Below are 20637 nucleotides of genomic sequence, written 5' to 3'. Positions count from 1 at the left end.
GTCAGCGCTGGTAGAGGATCACCGCCGCGCGCAGCTTGCTGCGGCCGAAGCGGCTCATCTGCTCGAACTCCGCGTGGCTCACCGGGATGTGCTGGCAGTCCAGCGGCTCGCGGTGCTGGCTGTGGTCGACGTCGGGGTCGTGCAGGTAGACGAAGTCCTCGTCGCAGTCGGTGACCGTCACCCAGTGCGGCGCCTTGGAGCGGGTCAGGCGGTAGCTGCTGATCAGCACCATCGGCTGACCGCCTGCCTCCAGCGCGCTGTCGATATCCAACTGGTTGAGCAGCAGTTGCTCCACGTCGCTGCGAGCCAGTTCGGCGGCAAAGTCCTCGTGGACCAGGCGCATCACCTCGCGCTTTTCCTCGCTGCGCACGCCGTCGAGGAACAACGGGCCATCTTCTGATAGCTGCAATTGCACCCGGAATCCCCGTCGGTGCGCCGCCAGCGCCAGACCCTGCGGGCTGCAGCCGCCGTGGCCGGCGGTCATGTAGATGGTGGTCGCCTCGCGCCACAGGCGCAGTTCCTCGCTGCGCTCCAGACGGCGCTGGGGTTCCAGCGCACCCATGGCCATCAGCAGCGCCGAGGGGCCGCAGGTGAACTCGGTGGTTTGCCGGTAGTAAGGCACGTGACGGTGCGTGCGTTCGTTGATCTGGCGGATACGCTTTTCGAAGCGCAGCGCTTCGCTGTGGTCTTCGTAGTAGTCGCGCACCGTGGCAAACGGACGGTAGCCGTTACGCTCATAGAGAGCGATGGCACCGCGGTTGTCCGGCCGTACTTCCAGGCGCAGGTAGGCGCAGTCGTTCTCCAGCGCCTCGGCCTCGGCGTGGTCCAGCAGCTTCTGGCCCAGGCCGATACCGCGCGCACGCTCGTCCACGGCAATGGAGTACAGGCGCGCCAGTGACGTGCCCTGGTGGAACAGCACCAGCGCGTAGCCGAGCAGAACGCCGTCGGATTCGGCGACGGTGAGGCTGGCGTGGGCGCGGGTGATCATCCACTGGAAGTTGCGGCGGGACAGGCGGTCGTGTTCGAAACAGCGGTTTTCCATCTCGACCAGGGCGTGCAGGTCGTCGGCGGAGGCGGCGCGGAACTGGAGTTTCATAGGGTAAGCATTCGTTAATCTGCGGGGCGCACCGTGTCGGTGCTGGCTGCGAACGGGCGCGGTTCAGTGCGGTCGAAGCAGCAACCAGTATTGTCCTGGCCTATCGGCGCGGCAAGCGCGGGGCAACTTCGGAGGTGTCGTGAGCAAGCTGTTCATCATCGTGGAGCGCAAGGAAGACTGGGCCTCCTACTATCCCAGTGAAGATGTGGTCAGCGCCCAGGAATACCTGGAGATGCCCATCGACGACGACAACGGCAAGCGTGTGCAGGTGATCAACCTGTGCCGCAACTACAAGTACCTGGGCCATGGCTATTACTGCTCGCTGCTGGCCGAGGCGCGCGGGCACAAGGTGATTCCGTCGGTGCGCAGCATCAGCGAGCTGGCGAAGAAGTCGCTCTACAGCCTGGCCCTGGAGGACCTGGAGAAAACCCTCGACAAGGCGCTGGCCGATCATCCCTACGGCAGCACCGACGGTTTCACCCTGACGCTGTACTTCGGCCGCACCGACATCGAGCCGCTGCAGGACCTGGCGCGCCAGCTGTTCGAGGCGCTGCCCTGCCCGATGCTGCTGGTGGAGTTCCGCAAGAACCGGGGCTGGCATATCGAAGGCGTGAAACCGGGGAACATCCACAAGCTGCGCGAGGATCAGGAGGAGCAATTCGCCAATGCCCTGGATGGCTTCAGCCGGCAGATATGGCGCAAGCCGCGCTCGCGCAAGCAGTACCGCTATGACCTGGCGATCCTGCACGATCCGGAGGAGGCTTTCCCGCCGTCCGATCGCAAGGCGCTGAAGAATTTCATCCGCGTCGGAAAGACCCTGGGCATCGACGTCGAACTGATCGAGAAGAAGGACTACTCGCGCCTGGCCGAATACGACGCGCTGCTGATCCGCGAGACCACCAGCGTCAGCGACCATACCTATCGCTTCGCCAAGAAGGCCGAGAGCGAGGGCATGGTGGTGATGGACGACCCGGTATCGATCCTGCGCTGCACCAACAAGGTCTATCTGGCCGACCTGCTGCGCAGCCACAAGCTGGGCATGCCGGCCACCGAAATCCTCTACAAGGACAACCCGCAGGAGCTGGAAAAGGTCGGCGAGCGCCTGGGTTTCCCGCTGGTGCTGAAGATCCCCGACGGCAGCTTCTCGCGCGGGGTGATCAAGGTGGGCAACCAGGAGGAGCTGCTCAAGGCCAGCGCCGAATTGTTCGAGCGCTCGGTGCTGCTGCTGGCGCAGGAGTTCTTTTATACCGAATACGACTGGCGGATCGGCGTCCTCAACCAGAAGCCCATATTCGCCTGCCAGTACTTCATGTCCAAGGGGCACTGGCAGATCTACGACCACAGCCCTGGCGCGCAGGAAGTGAGCGGCGATTTCCGCACCATGGCCGTCCACGAGGCACCGCGCAAAGTGGTGGAACTGGCGGTGAAAACCGCGAACCTGATTGGCGACGGGCTCTACGGCGTGGACCTGAAACAGTCGGGGGAGCGGGTGGTGGTGATCGAGGTGAACGACAACCCGAACATCGACTGCGGCGTGGAGGATGTGTACCTGGGCGACGATCTCTACAAGCTGGTGCTGGAGGAGTTCGTCCGTCGGCTGGAAGTCAAGCGGCGAGGGCTGGGATGGTGAGATCGATTCGGCATTGACCTTATAGGAAAACGGTCGATGTGCGGCGTCAAGATATTGCTAGCTTTACAAACTGGAGCGCCAACCAACTGTTTTTTAAAGTTTTTCAAAATAATGGCGCCAAGGAAGGGAGCATGCTCGAGGCAGCCGCGAATCTTCGTCGCCTGCTGGTGGTTGATCCATGCGACGACTGCCGCAGGTTATTACCCGGACTACGGGCAGCAGGGTGGGAGGTAGACAGTTGCGAGCTGGATAACGCCAGCAATCGCGGCTGTGACGTCGGCCTGCTGCGTTTGCAACCCCGGCATCTCGAACGCCGGGAGTCCGTCAAGGAACTCATCAGCCGCAGTGGCACGGAGTGGATAGCCGTGCTCAGCCCTGACGTTTTGCCCCTGAACGAAGTGGGCGATTTCGTCAGCGAATGGTTCTTCGATTTTCATACCTTGCCGTTTGATGTGGCGCGGGTGCAGGTCACTCTCGGCCGCGCCTTTGGCATGGCGCGCCTGCGCGGGCGCGGTAGTGTGCACAGCGATGAGCGCGAACATGAGCTGTTGGGCGAAAGCCGGGACGTGCGCGAACTGCGCAAACTGCTGGCGAAGTTCGCTCCCACCGAGTCCCCCGTGCTGATTCGCGGCGAAAGTGGCACCGGCAAGGAGCTGGTGGCGCGCACGCTGCACCGCCAGTCGCGAAGGGCAATCCGCCCCTTCGTGGCGATCAACTGCGGTGCAATGCCCGAAGCGCTGATCCAGTCGGAGCTGTTCGGCCACGAGAAGGGTTCCTTTACCGGGGCGCATCAGCGCAAGATTGGTCGCTTCGAACAGGCCAATGGCGGCACGCTGTTCCTCGACGAGGTGGGCGATCTGCCGATGGAGCTGCAGGCCAACCTGTTGCGTGTGCTGCAGGAGAAGCAGATCGAGCGCGTTGGCGGCAGCCAGCCCATCGATGTCGATGTGCGGGTGCTGGCGGCGACCCATGTCGACCTGGAGCAGGCCATCCGCGCCGGGCGGTTCCGCGAAGACCTGTACTACCGGCTCAATGTCCTCCAGGTATCCACGTCGCCGCTGCGCGAGCGCAACGGCGACCTCGCGTTGCTCGCCAATCACTTCGCTCACCTTTACAGCGTCGAGACCGGCCGCCGGCCGCGGCGTTTCTCGGACGACGCGCTGGCCGCAATGGCCGAGCATGGCTGGCCCGGCAATGTGCGCGAGCTGGCCAACCGGGTAAGGCGCGGGCTGGTGCTGGCCGAAGGGCGACAGATCGAGGCCCGTGATCTGGGGCTGGAGCGGGAGAAGGGACGCTCGGTCCATCTGCCGCTGGTGACGCTCGAGGAATACAAGCTGGGTGCCGAACGACAGGCCATGTGCGATGCGCTGGCCCGGCACGGCGATAACCTCAGCGTGGCGGCGCGGATGCTGGGTATTTCGCGGCCAACCTTCTATCGCTTGTTGCACAAGCATCAGTTGCGCTGAAAGGTTAGAGCTTTAAAAAAGGAAGGCCCCGAAAGGGGCCTTCCGTGTTTCCGCGGTCAGAAGTAGTAGGGGAATTTTACGCTGAAGGTGAAGTCGGGAGCGTCCGGGGTGATGCCGATGGAGAGGTTCGGCACGATGGTCAGCTTCGGGCTGACCGCGTAGGTCAGGCCCCAGTTGAAGTAGCCGGCGTTGGCATCGCTGCCCTGGATGGTCTGCCAGCTGTCGCCGTCGGGCTTGATCTTGCTCTTCTGGCTGACCAGGTCGGAGAAGGAGAACGACATGCTCATTTTCTCGTTGAGCGCGAAGGCGACGCCCGCGCCGATCTGGAACCAGTTGCCGAGGTCGACCTTGCCGCCGGTCTTCACGCCTTGGGAGGGGTCGATGTCGTCGAATGACTCTTCGAAGTTGTAGGTATAGGAGAGGCTGCCGAACAGTACCGCCGGGTCGACGGTCTTGACGATCGAGATGCCCGGGGTGATCGACCAGACGCCGTTGCCGGTGGGCAGGTCGTCGGGGACGTTGAGGTTATTGTTGCCCGGCACCTGGTGGATCTTGATGCCATACGGGTCCTTGCCGGTGGGCGCCTTGACCCGGAAGCTGGCGACCATGTCCGGACGGCTGTCGCTCTCGTCCATGAACTTGTAGGAGATGCCGACGTTGACGTCGCCGATGCGCGGGTCGCCGGTGACCGATTCCGAGGAAATCTGGTTGGTGCTGCCGCCAGCGCCGGCCGACTCGTAGGTGGACTCGCGATACACCACTGGCACGTTCACGTCGAACTGCCAGCGATTGCGCCAGTTGTAGCGGGCGGTGAGGTCCAGGGTCCAGATATCGGCCTCGATCTGGTCAACGCCGATGTTGCCGAGGAAGATCGAGTCGAGCGCCAAGAAGCCGTTGAGGAACAGCTGGCGGGTATCGTAGCGGCTGTAGGTCAGGCCGGTCTCGACGCTGAATGCCCCATTGCCGAAGAAGCCGCTGGCGTCCTGGTAGATGTTCTCCACGCTTTGCGCGGGTTGCGAGTTGTCCTTGAGGGACTCGCCGTAGGTACTGCCGGAGCTGTTGCGCGGGGCGCCCTGAGCGGCAGCCACCTGCTGTTGCTGGGCGGCGGCCTTGGCCTGGTAAGGTGCCTGAATGGGTTTGACGATACCCTGAGCCTGGGCGGGCTGGCTCTCGACCTGGCGTACCCGCTGTTCGAGCACCGATAGGGCGTTCTGTTGCTCCTGATAACGCTGGCGAAGCTCCAGAAGCTCCTTCTTCAGGGCCTCCACCTCGGCTTCGCTGGCTGCCTGTGCGGTCAGCGAAGTCACGATGGACGTTGCACACACCACTGCCTGCAAACAGCTGGATTTACGCATTTCCGGCGTCCCTGGTCGTTATTGGTTTGGTTGAGAAATACGCGTGGTGATCTCAGCCTAGTTCAACTTTCAATAAACTGTAGGACGTGTCCTAGTACCCTGTGGGACGTAACGCGCGGAGCTGGTCGAGGGCGCAGTTGATGTTGTTCAGTGCCGTTGGATTGTTCTTCATCACCACGCTCAAGTTGGCCAGGTTCTGTACCAGATTGGCGTTGCCGCTGAGCGCGATGGCCTGAGCGACGCCACTGGCGCCGATGGTCTGCAGGGCGGTGCCCTGTCCGTTGGCCTGGACCGACAGTTGCAGACCGTTGTTGGCGGCCGCCACGGCGACGGTGCCGGCGTCGGTAGTGACGCTCTGGTTCAGGTTGCTGGTGCCGCTGGGCAGCGGCCCGGCGGTGTCGGCCTGCTTGACGTCGATGGTCATGTCGTTGCCGGCCTGGTTGTAGTCACCCGCGGTGCGTACGCTTTGGGCAATGCCCTGTACCTGATTCAAGCCGGCGCCGCCATTGACCTGGCCAGTGCCGGCGGGGGGCGTGGCGATCTGGTTGTTCTGCTGGCCGTTGAGCAGGGTGACGTTGAAGACGGGAGTTGCCACCGGCATTTTCGTCTGCAGGTTCATGGTGTTCTGCACCTGCATGTTGACCTGGGCTCCCAGGCTCTGTCCGTTGGCGTTCTGCCAGATGCTGGACATGGTCACCCCGAAGCTGATGATACGGTCCGGAAGGACAAACCGGCCGCGCAGTTGGGATAGTTCGAGATCGCTCAGTTCCACGGGCTGCAACAGGGTGGCCGCCGGTAACTGGAAACTTGCGGCAAGGCAGCTCGCGGCAAGCAGGAGTTGTCGTTTCATGGCGTTCTCCAGGAGCTGTCCTGCTCCGCTCATTCTCAGAAGAAGTCGCTGTGAATGAAGCCAAAGTCCATCAGATCGGCATCCCTGACGGGGCGAAAGTGGTCCAGTCGGTCTCTCGCGGTCAGGGGTTCGGGCGGGCTCAGCAAAGGGTTGTTTCGGTCATAGCCATGACCGATCACCGCGAACACGATGCCGTTCCAGCCTTTGTTGAAATCGTCGCGGGTGTACCTCTTGTGGCCCAATGCGGGGTCGCCGACGTAGACCCAGTTGTCCTGCGTCCGCTGCAGCACCACGAAGTGCTTGTAGCCACGGATTTCCATCAGGACGATCACCGGAATCTTCAATTGCTCGAGCTGATCGGCCTGGATGCGATAACCGCGGGCGCGCATGCCCATGCTCTCGACGTAGCGCTTCATATCCAGCATGGAGAAGCCTTGTTTGCGCACCTGGTCGGCGTCGGCATAGGTCAGCATGCCCTGGATCACGGTCTGCTCATCCAGCGGGGCGTTGTAGGCCTTCTCGAGGATGGTTGCCAGGGCGGCAGCGCCGCAGCTGAAGTCGGTTTTCTGTTCCACCAGATCGGCGAAGCGGCGCTCACGAATGCTCTGGACCTCCTTATAAGCGAGGTTGCCGCCAGGCAACGCAGCGAACGGCAGGTAGGCCGCGTCGGCGATTCCGGTCAGCAATAGCAACGTCAGGGCAAAGAGAGAGCGCATGGCGGCAGGTCCCGTCATTGGAAGGGGCCCCGGCCGAAGCCGGGACCCGATACGGCCACTCAGAAGGTCGACTTGCCGGCACAGGCAGAGCAACCGGCGCCGATGGACAGCGAGTTGGTCTGCTGGTTGCCGCCACCGGCTGCCACGTTGACGCCGACGTTGCCGGAGACGCCAATGATCGAGCCGTTCAACGAGGCGTTGTTCACGACGGCCTTGTTGAAGCCGGATACCACCGGAATGTAGCCGGTAGCGAAGCCGGCCAGGCCGATGGTGCCCACTTCGTCGAAGGACAGCGCGCCGCCGTTGTTCAGGCGGTCTGAAGCCCCTTGAGCCTGGCTATCCACGTCGATGTGGCCCGTATTGGAACCACCCGGGTGGGTTTCGCCCGACCAGGTATCCAGGTAGGTATCGCCGTGCTGGTCGGAGATCCCCTTGTAGCCGCCGCCTGCGACGAAGCCCATGCCGACCTGTACGTACTCGGTCTTGACAGTGGAGTTGTTGGTGGTGACGTTGCCATTGCTGGTTTGCGTTGCGCTGCCAGCTGCACTGGTGTACTGGCCGTTGGAAACGGCAGCCGCCATGTCGTTTTTCTGTTGGTTATAGTTGCCCGCGGCCACGTTGACGCCGAAGTTGCCCGAAATGCCTTGCAACGAGTTGTTTAGGCTGGCGTTGTTGGCGGTCGAGTAGTTGTCCAGCTTGTTGTTGTATGCCTGTTGGGTTACAGACGTCGAAGCGTTGGCATAGCCGAAGACGAAGCTCTCGTCGGCGGTTGCCAGTGCCACGGCGTTGGCCTGCTGGTTGTTGTCGCCCGCCGCCACGTTGGCCCCTACGTTGCCCGATACGCCGCCGATGGAGCCGTTGGCGCTGGCATTGTTCTGGGTACCTTTGTTGGTGACCTGGTTGCCGTGGTTGTACTGGGCATCGGTCACGGTGGCAGTTGCGCCACCTTTGAGCCAGTCAGGAATGCTGGGCTGCTGGTGGTGCTGTTGATGGTGGTGATCGTCCTTGCCTTTGCCTTCTCCGCCCTGGTCGGCGTAAGCCGCGACGGAGAGCACTGCTGCCATTGCCATTGCTAACGGGGTCAGTACCAGTTTTGCTTTCATGGCCTTACTCCTTGCTTATTGTGCATCTAGTGTTGGGCTAGGTTGGTTGTTCAGAGTCCTCCCGCGACTCTGATGCTGAGGTTGTTGTACGACTGGTTTCCAACCCCAGCGCTCTGGTTCACCTGCACCACACCCACGCTGCCGGCGAATGCCTGATCGTCGGTATTGACGATCCGCTGGCCGGGCATGGCTACGGGGGAACCCGAGTTTCTGGTCACCGCTACGCTTTGCGCGAGGGTGCTGTCATCGAGGCTTTCCGGATGGTTCGCGGTGTTTGCCGCGCTGATCCGCAAGGCGTTGATCTGTTGGTTGCCAAGGCCTGCGCCCTGGTTGACGCCGACGACACCGCTGCCCTGGAACGAGTTGCCCCTGATGCTGGCGCTGGCATCCAACGAGGCATCGGGGTCGATCAGTTGCAGCTGTTGGTTCTGATGGGTTGAGGCGTGGGCGTTGGTGCCGTTGGCGAGTGCGCGAGCGTTGCTCTGCTGTTGCTGGTTGCCCGCAGCCTGGTTGATCGAGAGGTTGCCCACGTAGTCGCGGCCGCTGCCGTCGATTACCGCATTGTCCTGCTCGGTCTGGCTGGCGGCATGGGCCAGCAGCGGCAGCAGGACACTGGCGCAGAACACGATGGTGCGCATGTCAGCGTCCTCCACCGAGCATCTGCAACGGAGCCAGGCCACGGCCGATGGCGCCATTGATCTGGTTGGACAATCCGGCACCCGCACCACCGCCGCCCGAAGAGTGGCCGGCGTTGACATTGCCGACGGTGTTGCTGATGTTGGCCTGGGTGGTCGTCATGGCAGGCAGGTTGCCGCCCGGCAGGATCATCGCGTTGATGCCCGAGCCGCTGGTGACCGAGGCGAATTCCGCGTCGCCCACTTCACTCGAGCCGAGCGTGCCGCCAACGGTGGCGTTGACCTGGGAAGAGATGTTGGTGTTGACGGTGATCGGATTCGGATCGGGCGTCATGGTCGGCCGCGTGGCGACCCTGGGTTGTACCGTGCGTTGCAGCACGATGACGCCGTTGTCTGCCTGCGCCTGATCGAATGGCTGCATGGCGATTGAGGCGACGAAACCTGCGGCCAGCAGCGAGCAGGATGCGACTCTCCTTGCGATGCTCCCCAACATGATGGCGGTTCCTTCTTGGTGCGCTGAGCCCTAACCAGCGGTACCAAGGTGGAGCAGGGGGCGTGCCGCTTTTGAACACCCATTGCTAATCAATGAGATAGCGTTCACCCCTGCGGGCCATCGAGAGGCACGTGTCACGCGGGTGATACAGAACGGCCGTACGAAACTCCTGCGCGGGCCCTAGCACGGGGCGCGGATCACCAATGAAGCGGATTCTGTTGCATCCCTGATACACAACTTTGGGCGGGGAGGGTCAAGCTGCAGCGGGCCTGCGTTTGCGGCGACCCGAGTGTTTCGTCGGACTAACACATCAGGGTATTTCCTAGGCTTTCTGGTACGAATGTGCTGAGAATTTTCAACGAATTAGGCATTTTGCATGATGGCGCGAACCGGCCCGGATCGTGGTTGTCTGCATCTTCCTGGCGACGGTGGGAAGAGATTCCTTGCGAAATTGCCAACGCTTCCTCTGCCGGCGCTGTGCAAGAGAAATTTTTGTGAATTTCATGGCGCCCGACGGCCGATGCATTAGCATGCGACGCCGTTGCGGCGCTTGCGCGCCCGGAGCAGGCAGCGGAAAAAACCATTAGAAACGTGCGAGCCAGCGTGCCTCGCGGGGGAAGTAGTATGGATCTGTGGAGCGCCTTTCAGGCCTTCATTCTTGGCGTGGTCGAGGGGCTTACCGAGTTCCTGCCGATCTCCAGCACCGGCCACCAGATCATCGTGGCGGATATCATCGGCTTTGGCGGCGAACGTGCCGACGCCTTCAACATCATCATCCAGCTCGCCGCCATCCTTGCGGTGGTCTGGGAGTTCCGCCGCAAGATCCTCGACATCATCTTTGGCCTGCCCAGCCAGCCCAGGGCGCAACGCTTCACCCTCAACCTGCTGATCGCCTTCTTCCCCGCCGTAGTGCTGGGTATGGCTTTCGCCGACTACATCCACCATTACCTGTTCAACCCGATCACCGTGGCCGTGGCCCTGGTAGTGGGCGGCGTGATCATGCTCTGGGCGGAGAAGCGCCAGCACGTGATCCACGCCGAAACCGTCGACGACATGACCTGGAAGGAAGCCCTGAAGGTCGGTTTCTGCCAGTGCCTGGCGCTGATCCCTGGCACCTCGCGCTCCGGCGCCACCATCATCGGCGGCCTGCTGTTCGGCCTGTCGCGCAAGGCCGCCACCGAGTTCTCCTTCTTCCTCGCCATGCCCACCATGGTCGGCGCCGCGGTCTATTCCGGCTACAAGTATCGCGATGTCTTCCAGCCGGCGGATCTACCGGTGTTCGCGGTGGGCTTCGTCACCTCGTTCATCTTCGCGATGATCGCCGTGCGCGGCCTGCTCAAGTTCATCGCCAACCACAGCTATGCGGCTTTCGCCTGGTACCGTATCGTGTTCGGCCTGCTGATCCTGGCAACCTGGCAGTTCGCCCTGATCGACTGGAGCAGCGTCAAACCCTGATCCGATAGCGAGTGAACGTGGAAAAGAACGGCATCATCAGCCGCTGGGACGATGACAAGGGCTTCGGCTTCATCCGTCCCCAGGCCGGCGGCAGGGAAGTCTTCCTGCACATTTCCGACTTCCGCGGCGACCGCCGTCCGGAAGCGGGCGACCAGGTGTGTTACATCGAAGGCGCAGGCAAGGACGGCCGCCCCCGCGCCGATCACGCCAGGCTGGCCGGGTTGGCCATCGATACCCCGGCCATACGCCGCAATCCTGCTCCCGCCGCCACCCGCGAGCGCGTCCGCAGCGGTCGCGAAGTGGCTTTCCCGAGTGCGCCGAAGCGCTCGCTGGGGCGGGCGCTGGCGGTTCTCGCGGTGCTGCTGGCGCTACCCGTCATCGGCTCGCTGCTCTGGCTGAAGGACGGCTACTTCATCTGGTTCCTGCTGCTCTATCCCGCCTTCAGCGCGCTGGCTTTCCTTGCCTACTGGCGCGACAAACGCAGCGCCGAACGCAACGGCTGGCGCACCCCCGAACAGAGCCTGCACCTGCTGGAGCTGCTCGGCGGCTGGCCCGGCGCCTTCCTCGCCCAGCAGGTATTCCGTCACAAGACCCGTAAGCTGTCGTTCCAGCTGGTGTTCTGGGCCATCGTGCTGCTGCACCAGTTGTTCTGGATTGACTGGCTCAGCGGCGGCCGTCTGCTGGGTTGGGTCGGCGCATTGATGGGGCTGGGCGCGAATCCCGCCTAAGCGCAGTCGTCAGACCGGCCAATCGTCCTTGGAGAAGCCTTCCTCCAGGTAATCGAGCAGCGCCCGAACCGCCGGGAGAATGCCGCGCCGGTGCGGATAAACCGCCTGCAGGTAGGCCTCCGGCTCGCTCCAGGCGGGCAGCACGCGCACCAGGCGACCGTCCTCCAGTTCCTCGGTGCAGTAGTGCAATGGCAGCAGGGTCACCCCCAGCCCCGCCAGCGCGACGTTCTTGCGCAGGTTGAAGTCCTCCACCGCCAGACGCGCTTCCAGCGCCACTTCCTTCACTTCTCCCTCGGGGCCGGTCAGTTTCATGTGCACGCGGCGGTCATTGTCGATGGCGCCAAGGACGGGCAGGGTGGCCAGGTCTTCCGGCGTGCGCAACTTGACGCCCTTGAGCAGTGACGGCGCCGCCACCAGCGCGGTCTTCGCCAGGCGCAGGCGCCGCGAGATCAGCGACAGGTCCTCGTCTCCCGGCGCCCGCACCCGCAGGGCGACATCGATGCTTTCGTTGAGCAGGTCGACGCGGCGGTTGGTCAGCATCAGCTCCAGGTTCACCTGCGGATAGGCGGCGAGAAAGCCCGGCAGCATCTCGTTCAGCGAGGTTTCCGCCAGCGCCACCGGGCACGACAGCCTCACCCGTCCGCGCGGTTCCGCACTGAGTTGTGCGGCCACCTCGTCCGCCATCTCGGCTTCCACCAGCATCGCCTGGCAGTGCCGGTAATAGCGCTCGCCCAGGTCGGTGAGTGCCAGTTTGCGGGTAGTGCGTTGCAGCAGGCGCACATTCAAGCGCGCTTCCAGCTCTGCTACTCGCCGCGAGAGGCGCGACTTCGGCAAGCCCAACAGGCGTCCGGCGGCGGCGAATCCACCAGCCTCCACCACCTTGGCGAAATAGAAGAGGTCATTGAGGTCCTGCATGGGATTGTCCTGCTGGTGAGACGAATCATTGCATTTTTGCCGACTTATCGAAGATTGGCTACATGCGTAGTCTTGCCTTCAACGACGAATTCCTCCGCCAATTCCCCTGGCACCTTCCCTGGAGAACACACATGAAACTGCTGCACATCGATTCGAGCATCCTCGGCGACAACTCCGCTTCCCGCCAACTGAGCGCCGAACTGGTCGCTGCCTGGGCCGCCGCCGAGCAGGGCGTCGACGTCACCTATCGCGATCTCGCTGCTGACGCCATCAGCCACCTGTCCGCCGCCAGCCTGGTTGCCGCCGGCACTCCGGCAGAACTGCGCGACGCCGCGCAGAAGCACGAAGCCGCCCTGGGCGAGCAAAGCATCGAAGAATTCCTGGCTGCCGACGCCATCGTCATTGGCGCGCCGATGTACAACTTCTCGATCCCCAGCCAGCTGAAGGCCTGGATCGATCGCATCGCCGTTGCCGGCAAGACCTTCCGCTACACCGAGAGCGGCCCCGAAGGCCTGGCTGGCGGCAAGAAAGTCATCATCGTCTCCACCGCCGGCGGCATCCATGCCGGCCAACCCAGCGGTGTCGCCCACGAGAACTACCTCGAGTTGGTGCTGAACTTCCTCGGTATCACTGACATCGAGGTCGTGCGTGCCGAAGGTCTGGCCTACGGTGACGAGCCGCGCCGCAACGCCATTGCCGGCGCCCAGGCGAGCATTGCCAGCCAGTTCGCCGCTGCCTGAGTAACGCCGCTGAAAAAAGCCCCGCATTGCGGGGCTTTTTCTTTTGCCGTCCGTCTGCCGTTTCAGGGCGCTGAAAACTGGCGCGTACTATGCAGATATTTCCGTTTGGCGGTGCCCGGCGGCTTTTTTTCCTGCGACATGCCCCGTGGCGCCTGATCTGGAGTCGTTACGGGACGGTGTGCACCATGGCGAGGCGCCTGCTCTGGGTTCTTCTGCTCGTTACTTTCGGTACCGCGGTCAGTACCTCCAGCTGGGCCTCTTCCGGTTGGGGCGTCGGATTCCATCGCCTTCAGGTGAGCGACCCGCTGGATCAGCAGCCGATGAAGGCCATCGCCTTCTACCCGACGCGAGCCGCCGAACAACCCCTGCACCTGGGCAATTTCATCCTCGACGTCGCCTATGAAGGCAAGACCGCCAACGGGCGCTTCCCGCTGCTGGTGATGTCCCACGGCAACTACGGCACGCCGCTGGCCCATCGCGACCTGATCGAGGCGCTGGTGCGCAAGGGCTTCGTGGTGGTGACGCTGCTGCATCCCGGCGACAACCTGCATGACCACAGCCGCCTGGGCGCGCTGAGCAATCTCTACGGGCGGCCGCTGCAGGTTTCCGAAACCATCAGCGCCGCGCTGCTCGATCCGCAGATCGCGGCCATTGTCGACCCGCGCAAGGTCGGTGTGATCGGCTATTCCGCCGGCGGTGAGACCGCCCTGATCCTGGCCGGCGCTCAGCCGCGCCTGGAGCGGCTGATCAAGTACTGCCAGCAGCGCCCGGACGACCGTGACGCCTGTAGCGAGAAAGGCGAGGTGCGCGCCGACCGCAGCGACCTGGTGCCCATGGCCGACCCGCGCGTTGGCGCCTTGCTCCTGCTCGCGCCGCTGAGCTTGATGTATGGCGCCCATGAGCTGGAAGACGTGCAGGTGCCGGTACTGCTCTACACCGGCAATGACGACCATATCCTCGACTGGAAGAAGAATGCCGCCGCACTGGCTCGCAAGCTGCCACAGCAGGCGGACCTGCGGGTGCTGGATGGGGCAGGGCACTTCGTGTTCATGTCGCCCTGTTCGGAAGAAGAAAAAGAAGCCACGCCGGACCTGTGCACTGACACCCAGGGACTCGATCGCCAGGCCATCCACCGTGACCTGGCCGCTTCGGCGGCGGAGTTCTTCGACGTCAGCCTGGGTAGCGCAACGATGCAGACGTCGGGACGCTGATGCAAGGAATCCTGACTAGAATGCGCCCAAGAAAAAGCCCCGCACAGAGCGGGGCTTTTTCATCCGGGCAGGGGAGTGATCAGACGATCACGCCCTGGCTGCGCAGGTAGTCGTCGTAGGTACCGCTGAAGTCGGTCACGCCATTTTCCGACAGTTCGATGATGCGGGTCGCCAGGGAGGAGACGAACTCACGGTCATGGCTGACGAAGATCAGGGTGCCCGGATAGTTTTCCAGCGCCAGGTTGAGCGACTCGATCGACTCCATGTCCAGGTGGTTGGTCGGTTCGTCCATCACCAGCACGTTGGGGCGCTTGAGGATCAGCTTGCCGAACAGCATGCGGCCCTGTTCGCCACCGGAGATGACCTTCACCGACTTCTTGATGTCGTCGTTGGAGAACAGCATGCGGCCGAGGGTGCCGCGCACCAGTTGCTCGCCGCCCTGGGTCCACTGGGCCATCCAGTCGAACAGGTTGTAATCGTCCTCGAAGTCCTCGGCGTGGTCCTGGGCGAAGTAGCCCACGTCCGCGCTGTCGGTCCACTTCACTTCGCCGGCAGTCGGCGCCATTTCGCCGACCAGGGTGCGCAGCAGGGTGGTCTTGCCGATACCGTTGGGGCCGATGATGGCGATGCGCTCGCCGGCTTCCACCTGCATGCTCAGGTTCTTGAACAGCGCGGTGCCGTCGAAGCCCTGGCTGACCTTTTCCAGCGTGACCGCCTGGCGGTGCAGCTTCTTGTGCTGCTCGAAGCGGATGAACGGGCTGACGCGGCTGGACGGCTTGACCTCTTCCAGCTGGATCTTGTCGATCTGGCGCGCACGGCTGGTGGCCTGCTTGGCCTTGGAGGCGTTGGCCGAGAAGCGGCTGACGAAGGTCTGCAGCTCGGCGATCTGCGCCTTCTTCTTGGCGTTGTCCGACAGCAGGCGCTCGCGGGCCTGTTCGGCCGCGGTCATGTACTCGTCGTAGTTGCCCGGGAACAGGCGCAGCTCGCCGTAGTCCAGGTCCGCCATGTGGGTGCAGACACTGTTCAGGAAGTGGCGATCGTGGGAAATGATGATCATGGTGCTGTTACGCGCCGTGATGATGTTTTCCAGCCAGCGGATGGTGTTGATGTCCAGGTGGTTGGTCGGCTCGTCGAGCAGCAGCAGGTCCGGATCGGAGAACAGCGCCTGGGCCAGCAGCACGCGCAGCTTCCAGCCCGGAGCGACGGCGCTCATCGGGCCGAAGTGCTGGTCCAGCGGAATGCCCAGGCCCAGCAGCAGCTCGCCGGCGCGGGATTCGGCGGTGTAGCCGTCGAACTCGGCGAACTGGACTTCCAGCTCGGCCACGGCCATGCCGTCTTCCTCGCTCATCTCCGGCAGGGAGTAGATGCGATCACGCTCGGCCTTGACCTTCCACAGTTCCTCGTGGCCCATGATCACGGTGTCGATCACGCTGAAGTCTTCATAGGCGAACTGGTCCTGGCGCAGTTTGCCCAGGCGCACGCCGTTTTCCAGCATGACCTGGCCACTCGAGGGCTCCAGTTCGCCGCCAAGGATCTTCATGAAGGTGGACTTGCCGCAACCGTTGGCGCCGATCAGGCCGTAGCGGTTGCCGTTGCCGAACTTGACGGAAACGTTTTCGAACAGCGGCTTGGCGCCAAACTGCATGGTGATATTGGCGGTGGAAATCAACTGACTGACCCTTGGCTGGACATGGTGCGCGCCGGGCGCTGACGGCGCGGGCGGGCAGGGAAGGCGCGGTCGTCGAACGAGACCGACAGGCGCCTGGCAAAGCCGCTCATTATGCCATGACCAGGCACGGGCTGCATGCTTTGCCGCTGCAGCGCCCGATTTGCGGGCGTAGGTCGGCATCCGACAGTTGAAACCCCCCATTGTCCTGCATCAGAATTCGGTGTTCAGAATTCTGGTGGGGGCTGTATGAAAATCCTAAACGCTCAACATTCGCTCAAGCAGTACCTGGAGCAGGTCAGCGGCAAGCTGATCACGGTCGTCTCGGCCTCCGCCAGTGAAACCGAGGCACTGATCGAAACCCTGGTGGAGAAGGGCAATCGCCTGGACCTGCTGGTGGGCACCATCAATTCCTTCACCTCGCCGGACTTCATCGACTTCTGCGTCCGCGACGCCGGCAAGAGCGTGACCCTGCACGTGGATTTTCGTGCACAGAACAGCGTGCACTGGAAGCTGGTGCTCATCGAGCCGGACGTGGTGATCCTCGGCAGTGCCAACTTCACCGAGATCGGCCTGAGCCTGACCCGCGATACCTGCACCGTGATCCAGGATGCGGCGCTGTATGCCGATTACCTGGCGCGCGTGGCCGAGATCAAGGGCATGGACGGCGTGGTGCTGGGCGAGGACATTCCTGCGTTCGACGAGCAACTGGAAGAGTACCGCCAGAGCCACCGCCGCGTGCAGGCGAGCCTCGCACGCAGCGCGCAGTACCTGGACGGCGAGAGCTGGCTGGGTGACGAGACCAACCAGAGTATCCCGCTGTTCATCTGGTACAGCGACCACTCCGACGAATCCGAGGAGCAGGCCGAAGCCTTCCTGCACGCCAGCAGCGATGGTGTGGACTGGGACGACGTGCGCGAGTTCTTCACCTACGAATGTGCCGAGGGTGTGCTGCCGTACGAAGAGGGCGACATGGTGTTGACTGCGCGCTGCAATGGCACGCATATCGGTTTCTACACCTTCGACCGCATCCTTTACCGCAACGGCACCTACTTCATCTATTCCTATCGCAAGAAGCGCTATACCCAGCCGTTCAAGCTGGAGGACGCCAAGGAGCGCCTGAAGGACGTGATTCCGGAGTGGTACGAGGAAATGCGCACCTCCCTCAATCGCCACGACATCAACAGCGTGGTGCGCTGACGCCCGGCCATTCATCGGCGCGCAGCCGGCCTGTCGATGGGTCGCACCCTGCGCGCCTTGGCATTTCCCGCCGTGCGGACTAGCATCCTGCCAGTATCTCGACGTCGCATGCTGCTGTTGCGTGAGCCCGTCAGAAACCTGTCAGGAGGCAAAGGATCGTGCCGCAACTTCCCCCCGATGAAGTCCCCGTTCGCCGCCGCATGCGCTGGCACTGGCGGCTGTTGACGCTGAAGATCTACATCCTTGCGGTATTCCTGCTCGCCTGCATGCTGGGGGGCAGTGCGATGCTGCTGCTCAATGTGCTCAACGACACGCTCGAACCGGCGCAGCGCCTGGGCTCCTTCGTGGCCGGTGGGTTGATCCTCTTGCTGTGCTTCCACATCCTGCGCATGGCGCTGCCGCCGATGCCGTGGCTACCCAGGCGGCGCACTCTGGAGTAGAAGAGGCCGGAATGAAAAACGCCCCGTGGCATCGCTGCCACGGGGCGTTTTCCTTGGAGCCTGATCAGATCATCAGAAGATGTTGACCGGGTACTCGACGAAGACGCGCACTTCGTTGCCGTCGTCGTTGTAGGAGCGGGCGTCGTTGGACACGCGCAGCCAGGAACCGCGCAGCTTGACCGACAGGTCCTTGGCCGGGCCGCTCGGTACGACGTACTTCAACTGGTTGAAGATTTCACGCTCTTTGCCGTTGCTGGTCTCGGCGGTCTTGATGTTGTCGCCGTAGACGTAGGCCACGGTGTAGCTCAGGCCGGGAACGCCGTACTCGGCGAAGTCCAGGCTGTAGCTGCCCTGCCAGGAACGCTCGTCCTCGCCGTTGAAGTCCGACCAGTAGGAGTTGGCCAGCCAGATGGTGGTGCCGCCATCACCCAGGCCACCTTCGTTCTGGTACCAGCCGTACTGGTAGCCGGAGTCGCCGTTGTTGCGCTGGTGCGCGACCATGAAGGTGTGGGCGCCGATGTTGTAGGCGGCCGACAGGCTCCAGATGGTGTTCTTGGTGCCGTCGTAGCCGTGGTCGGCAGCGAAGTCTTCGTTCACGCGAGTGCGATAGCCGTTGAAGTCCAGGGTCAGGGACTGCTTGTCGGCTACCGGGATGACGTAGTTCAGGTTCATGTACTGCTTGCGGGCGACGTCTTCGCTCTCATAGCCGTACAGGGAGCCGCTGAAGTTGTCGGTGAACTTGTAGCTGCCGCCGAACACGTCGATGCGCTTCAGGCCGCCGCTGTCACGCCCTTCGGCGCTCTTGCGGGTTTCCGAGGTGAAGCGCCCGACGTTCAGCTCCAGGCCTTCGATCTCCTTGGAGGTGATCAGGGTACCGGTGAAGCTTTCCGGCAGCAGGCGGGAGTTGTCGTAGCTCAGCACCGGCAGGGCCGGCATCTGGTCGCCGTACTTGATCACGGTGTTGGAGAAGCGGGCTTTTACTGCACCGCCGGCGCGGGCCAGGTCGTTGGCGGCTTCGCCGCTGTCGCCCTGCTTGAAGAAGTCGATGCCGGCAGCGCCGCTCTTACCTTGGCCGCCATCCAGACGCAGGGCGTACATGCCGAAGGCGTCAACGCCGAAGCCCACGGTGCCCTGGGTGAAGCCGGAGGTGAAGGTCGCGGTAGCGGCCTGGCCCCACTCGGCCTTGTCGTCGCGACCGTGCTTGTAGTCACGATTCATGTAGGCATTGCGGAAGAACAGGTCCAGGTGGCTGTCTTCGACGAAGCCCTTGGCAGTGGACTGGTCTTCGGCCATCGCGGCGGTCGACGCGAGGATCCCCAGTGCGAGCAGACTGATCCGGTGGTTCAGCATCTTGATTTCCTTAATGGTGCAGCGCCAGCGAACAGAAAGAAAAAAGCTCTCCGCCCCGAAGTGCGTGAACGGGGTAGGTGGAGTTCTGTGCTGGCATGTTCTTTTGGTTGTATTCGGGGCGTGGTCGCCCCGGCGCCGCCGGATAATAGCAGAGGATCGAACTTTTTCGTCCAGCCTCTGTCATGCGGATGTCATGATGACCTGATCAACGGCGATGGCTCCCGGATCAGGGGCGCTCGAAGGCAATCAACGCTGTTGCGGTTCTAAAGCTGCGCCGTGTCAATCAGGGCTGCTGATAGGAATGTTGATAGAGCCACAAACTGAGCATCAGCCCGCTGAATGCTGCGAGCGCGGCGCAGAGGAAGATCGAACCAAAGCCGAAGCCGTTGGCGACGGCGCCCATCAGCGGCCCGGTAACCCCCAGCGACACGTCGATGAACAGCGAATAGGCGCCCAGCGCGGCGCCGCGATTGGAGGCAGGCACCAGGCCGACGGCTTCCACGCCCAGCGCGGGGAACACCAGGGAGAAGCCGAAGCCGGTCAGCGCCGCGCCGGCGAGGGCGATCCATGGCGTCGGGGCGCTCCACAGCAGGAGCAGGCCGAGGCTTTCCACCGACAGGCAGGCGATGGCTACGCGGAAACCGCCGTGGCGGTTGATGGCGTTGGCGAACAGCAGTCGCGCGCCGATGAAGCAGCCACCGAAAGCGGTCAGGCAGTAGACGGCGTCTTTCCAGCCGAGGCTGGCGTAATAAAGCGTGACGAACGTGGCGATGGTGCCGAATCCGATACCGCCCAGTGCCAGGCCCATGCCGTGGGGGAATACCCGGCCGAGTACGTGGTGGAAGGGCATACGCTCGCCATGCACCAATGCCGCGGCGCGCTTGGGCCAGGCCAGGGCGAAGCCGAGCGCCGCCAACAGGACTACGCTGCTTCCCAGGCTGGCCAGCCCGAGTTGGCCGACCATCAGCACGCCCAACGGCGCGCCAATGGCCAGGGCGCCGTAGCTGGCGATGCCATTCCAGGAAATCACCTTGGCGGTGTTCGCCGCACCGACGCGGTCGATGCCCCAGGCGATCGAGGCACTGCCGACCAGGCTTTCCGAGGTGCCCAGTACCAGGCGTGCAGCCATCAGCAGGCCGAGGCTGAGCCACGGCAGGCCCTGCATCGCCCAGGAACCGAGCATCAGCGCGCCACTGCCGGCGCAGCCGAGCATGCCGTAGAGCACGGCGCGCTTGGGGCCGAGAGTATCGATGACCTTGCCGGCGTAGGGACGAGTCAGCAGGGTGGCCAGGTACTGGATGCTGATGACCAGGCCCGCCATGACCGAGCCGAAACCCAGGTCGGTGTGCACATAGCCGGGGAGCACGGCCAGCGGGATACCGATGGTCAGGTAGGCGATGAAGGTGAACAGGACGACGGACACCACTTGCAGGGTGGACGCGGTGGAGCGGTTCTGGGCAGGCATGTGCAGCAGTTCGGTACGGCAGGTGGGTGCTACATGATGGACCGCAGTGGCCATGTAGGAAAGCTAGCTAACGAACTACCTGGATATGGTTTTGCGTAGGCGCCAGCCAGGGGTGTCATCCGC

General features: G+C 63.1%; 19 protein-coding genes. 8 read left to right on the top strand and 11 right to left on the bottom strand.

The genetic code is table 11. From position 1 onward, the window contains the following. Window position 1: 1 nt before the first annotated feature. Window positions 2-1096: a GNAT family N-acetyltransferase/peptidase C39 family protein gene (locus GJV37_RS12875; protein WP_193452615.1), complete on the bottom strand. Its 1095-nt coding sequence runs from the start codon at window positions 1094-1096 to the stop codon at window positions 2-4. Window positions 1097-1235: 139 nt separating this feature from the next. On the opposite strand from GJV37_RS12875, the gene GJV37_RS12870 reads away from it, so the two are divergent. Beyond that, window positions 1236-2726: a RimK family protein gene (locus GJV37_RS12870; RefSeq protein WP_170858764.1), complete on the top strand. Its 1491-nt coding sequence runs from the start codon at window positions 1236-1238 to the stop codon at window positions 2724-2726. A 131-nt stretch (window positions 2727-2857) separates the two neighbouring features. Then, on the top strand, window positions 2858-4192 hold the full coding sequence (locus GJV37_RS12865) for a sigma-54 dependent transcriptional regulator (RefSeq protein ID WP_024764464.1): 1335 nt from the start codon (window positions 2858-2860) through the stop codon (window positions 4190-4192). A 56-nt stretch (window positions 4193-4248) separates the two neighbouring features. Here the strand turns inward: GJV37_RS12865 and GJV37_RS12860 are convergent, their stop codons facing one another. The 6 genes from GJV37_RS12860 to GJV37_RS12835 form a co-directional block, all read right to left on the bottom strand. Then, entirely contained in the window at window positions 4249-5547 is a 1299-nt protein-coding gene (locus GJV37_RS12860; protein WP_024764465.1) for a transporter, read from the bottom strand. Between the two features lie 91 nt (window positions 5548-5638). Then, on the bottom strand, window positions 5639-6397 hold the full coding sequence (locus GJV37_RS12855; RefSeq protein WP_037013686.1) for a hypothetical protein: 759 nt from the start codon (window positions 6395-6397) through the stop codon (window positions 5639-5641). A gap of 35 nt (window positions 6398-6432) precedes the next feature. After that, entirely contained in the window at window positions 6433-7113 is a 681-nt protein-coding gene (locus GJV37_RS12850; protein ID WP_038803665.1) for a C39 family peptidase, read from the bottom strand. A gap of 59 nt (window positions 7114-7172) precedes the next feature. Next, complete coding sequence (locus tag GJV37_RS12845; RefSeq protein WP_024764467.1) at window positions 7173-8216, bottom strand: hypothetical protein; 1044 nt, start codon at window positions 8214-8216, stop codon at window positions 7173-7175. A gap of 50 nt (window positions 8217-8266) precedes the next feature. Beyond that, the gene (locus GJV37_RS12840) at window positions 8267-8854 is read right to left on the bottom strand and encodes an adhesin (RefSeq protein WP_084359297.1); all 588 of its coding nucleotides are present in this window, start codon (window positions 8852-8854) and stop codon (window positions 8267-8269) included. A 1-nt stretch (window position 8855) separates the two neighbouring features. Beyond that, the gene (locus GJV37_RS12835; RefSeq protein ID WP_024764469.1) at window positions 8856-9344 is read right to left on the bottom strand and encodes a hypothetical protein; all 489 of its coding nucleotides are present in this window, start codon (window positions 9342-9344) and stop codon (window positions 8856-8858) included. Between the two features lie 624 nt (window positions 9345-9968). Between GJV37_RS12835 and GJV37_RS12830 the strand changes: the two genes are divergently transcribed. After that, window positions 9969-10799: an undecaprenyl-diphosphate phosphatase gene (locus tag GJV37_RS12830; RefSeq protein ID WP_084359299.1), complete on the top strand. Its 831-nt coding sequence runs from the start codon at window positions 9969-9971 to the stop codon at window positions 10797-10799. A 17-nt stretch (window positions 10800-10816) separates the two neighbouring features. Beyond that, window positions 10817-11527, top strand: coding sequence for a DUF1294 domain-containing protein (locus GJV37_RS12825; protein WP_024764471.1), 711 nt, complete (start codon window positions 10817-10819; stop codon window positions 11525-11527). A 9-nt stretch (window positions 11528-11536) separates the two neighbouring features. On the opposite strand, the gene GJV37_RS12820 is transcribed toward GJV37_RS12825, so the two are convergent. Next, window positions 11537-12442 carry a LysR substrate-binding domain-containing protein gene (locus GJV37_RS12820; protein WP_024764472.1) on the bottom strand — a complete coding sequence of 302 codons (906 nt, stop codon included), beginning with the start codon at window positions 12440-12442 and terminating at the stop codon, window positions 11537-11539. Window positions 12443-12573: 131 nt separating this feature from the next. Here GJV37_RS12820 and GJV37_RS12815 point away from each other — a divergent pair, with 131 nt between their 5' ends. Together GJV37_RS12815 and GJV37_RS12810 are read left to right on the top strand one after the other, a co-directional pair. Continuing rightward, on the top strand, window positions 12574-13182 hold the full coding sequence (locus GJV37_RS12815; protein WP_038803664.1) for an FMN-dependent NADH-azoreductase: 609 nt from the start codon (window positions 12574-12576) through the stop codon (window positions 13180-13182). Between the two features lie 185 nt (window positions 13183-13367). Next, on the top strand, window positions 13368-14393 hold the full coding sequence (locus tag GJV37_RS12810) for an alpha/beta hydrolase family protein (RefSeq protein WP_024764473.1): 1026 nt from the start codon (window positions 13368-13370) through the stop codon (window positions 14391-14393). 79 nt (window positions 14394-14472) lie between these two features. Here the strand turns inward: GJV37_RS12810 and GJV37_RS12805 are convergent, their stop codons facing one another. Continuing rightward, the gene (locus tag GJV37_RS12805; protein ID WP_038803663.1) at window positions 14473-16062 is read right to left on the bottom strand and encodes an ABC-F family ATPase; all 1590 of its coding nucleotides are present in this window, start codon (window positions 16060-16062) and stop codon (window positions 14473-14475) included. Window positions 16063-16308: 246 nt separating this feature from the next. On the opposite strand from GJV37_RS12805, the gene GJV37_RS12800 reads away from it, so the two are divergent. Together GJV37_RS12800 and GJV37_RS12795 are read left to right on the top strand one after the other, a co-directional pair. After that, window positions 16309-17259, top strand: a complete 951-nt coding sequence (locus tag GJV37_RS12800) for a phospholipase D family protein (protein ID WP_024764474.1) — start codon at window positions 16309-16311, stop codon at window positions 17257-17259. A 158-nt stretch (window positions 17260-17417) separates the two neighbouring features. Then, a complete protein-coding gene (locus tag GJV37_RS12795) occupies window positions 17418-17699 on the top strand; it encodes a hypothetical protein (protein ID WP_024764475.1) in 282 nt (93 codons plus the stop codon). Window positions 17700-17771: 72 nt separating this feature from the next. Here GJV37_RS12795 and GJV37_RS12790 read toward each other — a convergent pair whose 3' ends face one another. Both GJV37_RS12790 and GJV37_RS12785 read right to left on the bottom strand, forming a co-directional pair. Continuing rightward, on the bottom strand, window positions 17772-19049 hold the full coding sequence (locus GJV37_RS12790; protein WP_084359305.1) for an OprD family porin: 1278 nt from the start codon (window positions 19047-19049) through the stop codon (window positions 17772-17774). Between the two features lie 283 nt (window positions 19050-19332). Beyond that, complete coding sequence (locus tag GJV37_RS12785; RefSeq protein ID WP_084359307.1) at window positions 19333-20514, bottom strand: MFS transporter; 1182 nt, start codon at window positions 20512-20514, stop codon at window positions 19333-19335. Window positions 20515-20637: the final 123 nt, after the last annotated feature.

The organism is Pseudomonas nitroreducens, assembly GCF_010994165.1.
GTDB lineage: Bacteria > Pseudomonadota > Gammaproteobacteria > Pseudomonadales > Pseudomonadaceae > Pseudomonas > Pseudomonas nitroreducens.
This window is presented reverse-complemented; position numbering and strand designations above follow the sequence as displayed.

Bases quoted from the DNA above. Each gene is read 5' to 3' on its own strand.
- GJV37_RS12875 (WP_193452615.1), bottom strand. From the start codon at position 1,096: ATGAAACTCCAGTTCCGCGCCGCCTCCGCCGACGACCTGCACGCCCTG.
- GJV37_RS12865 (WP_024764464.1), top strand. From the start codon at position 2,858: ATGCTCGAGGCAGCCGCGAATCTTCGTCGCCTGCTGGTGGTTGATCCA.
- GJV37_RS12860 (WP_024764465.1), bottom strand. From the start codon at position 5,547: ATGCGTAAATCCAGCTGTTTGCAGGCAGTGGTGTGTGCAACGTCCATC.
- GJV37_RS12855 (WP_037013686.1), bottom strand. From the start codon at position 6,397: ATGAAACGACAACTCCTGCTTGCCGCGAGCTGCCTTGCCGCAAGTTTC.
- GJV37_RS12850 (WP_038803665.1), bottom strand. From the start codon at position 7,113: ATGCGCTCTCTCTTTGCCCTGACGTTGCTATTGCTGACCGGAATCGCC.
- GJV37_RS12845 (WP_024764467.1), bottom strand. From the start codon at position 8,216: ATGAAAGCAAAACTGGTACTGACCCCGTTAGCAATGGCAATGGCAGCA.
- GJV37_RS12840 (WP_084359297.1), bottom strand. From the start codon at position 8,854: ATGCGCACCATCGTGTTCTGCGCCAGTGTCCTGCTGCCGCTGCTGGCC.
- GJV37_RS12835 (WP_024764469.1), bottom strand. From the start codon at position 9,344: ATGTTGGGGAGCATCGCAAGGAGAGTCGCATCCTGCTCGCTGCTGGCC.
- GJV37_RS12830 (WP_084359299.1), top strand. From the start codon at position 9,969: ATGGATCTGTGGAGCGCCTTTCAGGCCTTCATTCTTGGCGTGGTCGAG.
- GJV37_RS12820 (WP_024764472.1), bottom strand. From the start codon at position 12,442: ATGCAGGACCTCAATGACCTCTTCTATTTCGCCAAGGTGGTGGAGGCT.
- GJV37_RS12815 (WP_038803664.1), top strand. From the start codon at position 12,574: ATGAAACTGCTGCACATCGATTCGAGCATCCTCGGCGACAACTCCGCT.
- GJV37_RS12810 (WP_024764473.1), top strand. From the start codon at position 13,368: ATGGCGAGGCGCCTGCTCTGGGTTCTTCTGCTCGTTACTTTCGGTACC.
- GJV37_RS12800 (WP_024764474.1), top strand. From the start codon at position 16,309: ATGAAAATCCTAAACGCTCAACATTCGCTCAAGCAGTACCTGGAGCAG.
- GJV37_RS12790 (WP_084359305.1), bottom strand. From the start codon at position 19,049: ATGCTGAACCACCGGATCAGTCTGCTCGCACTGGGGATCCTCGCGTCG.
- GJV37_RS12785 (WP_084359307.1), bottom strand. From the start codon at position 20,514: ATGCCTGCCCAGAACCGCTCCACCGCGTCCACCCTGCAAGTGGTGTCC.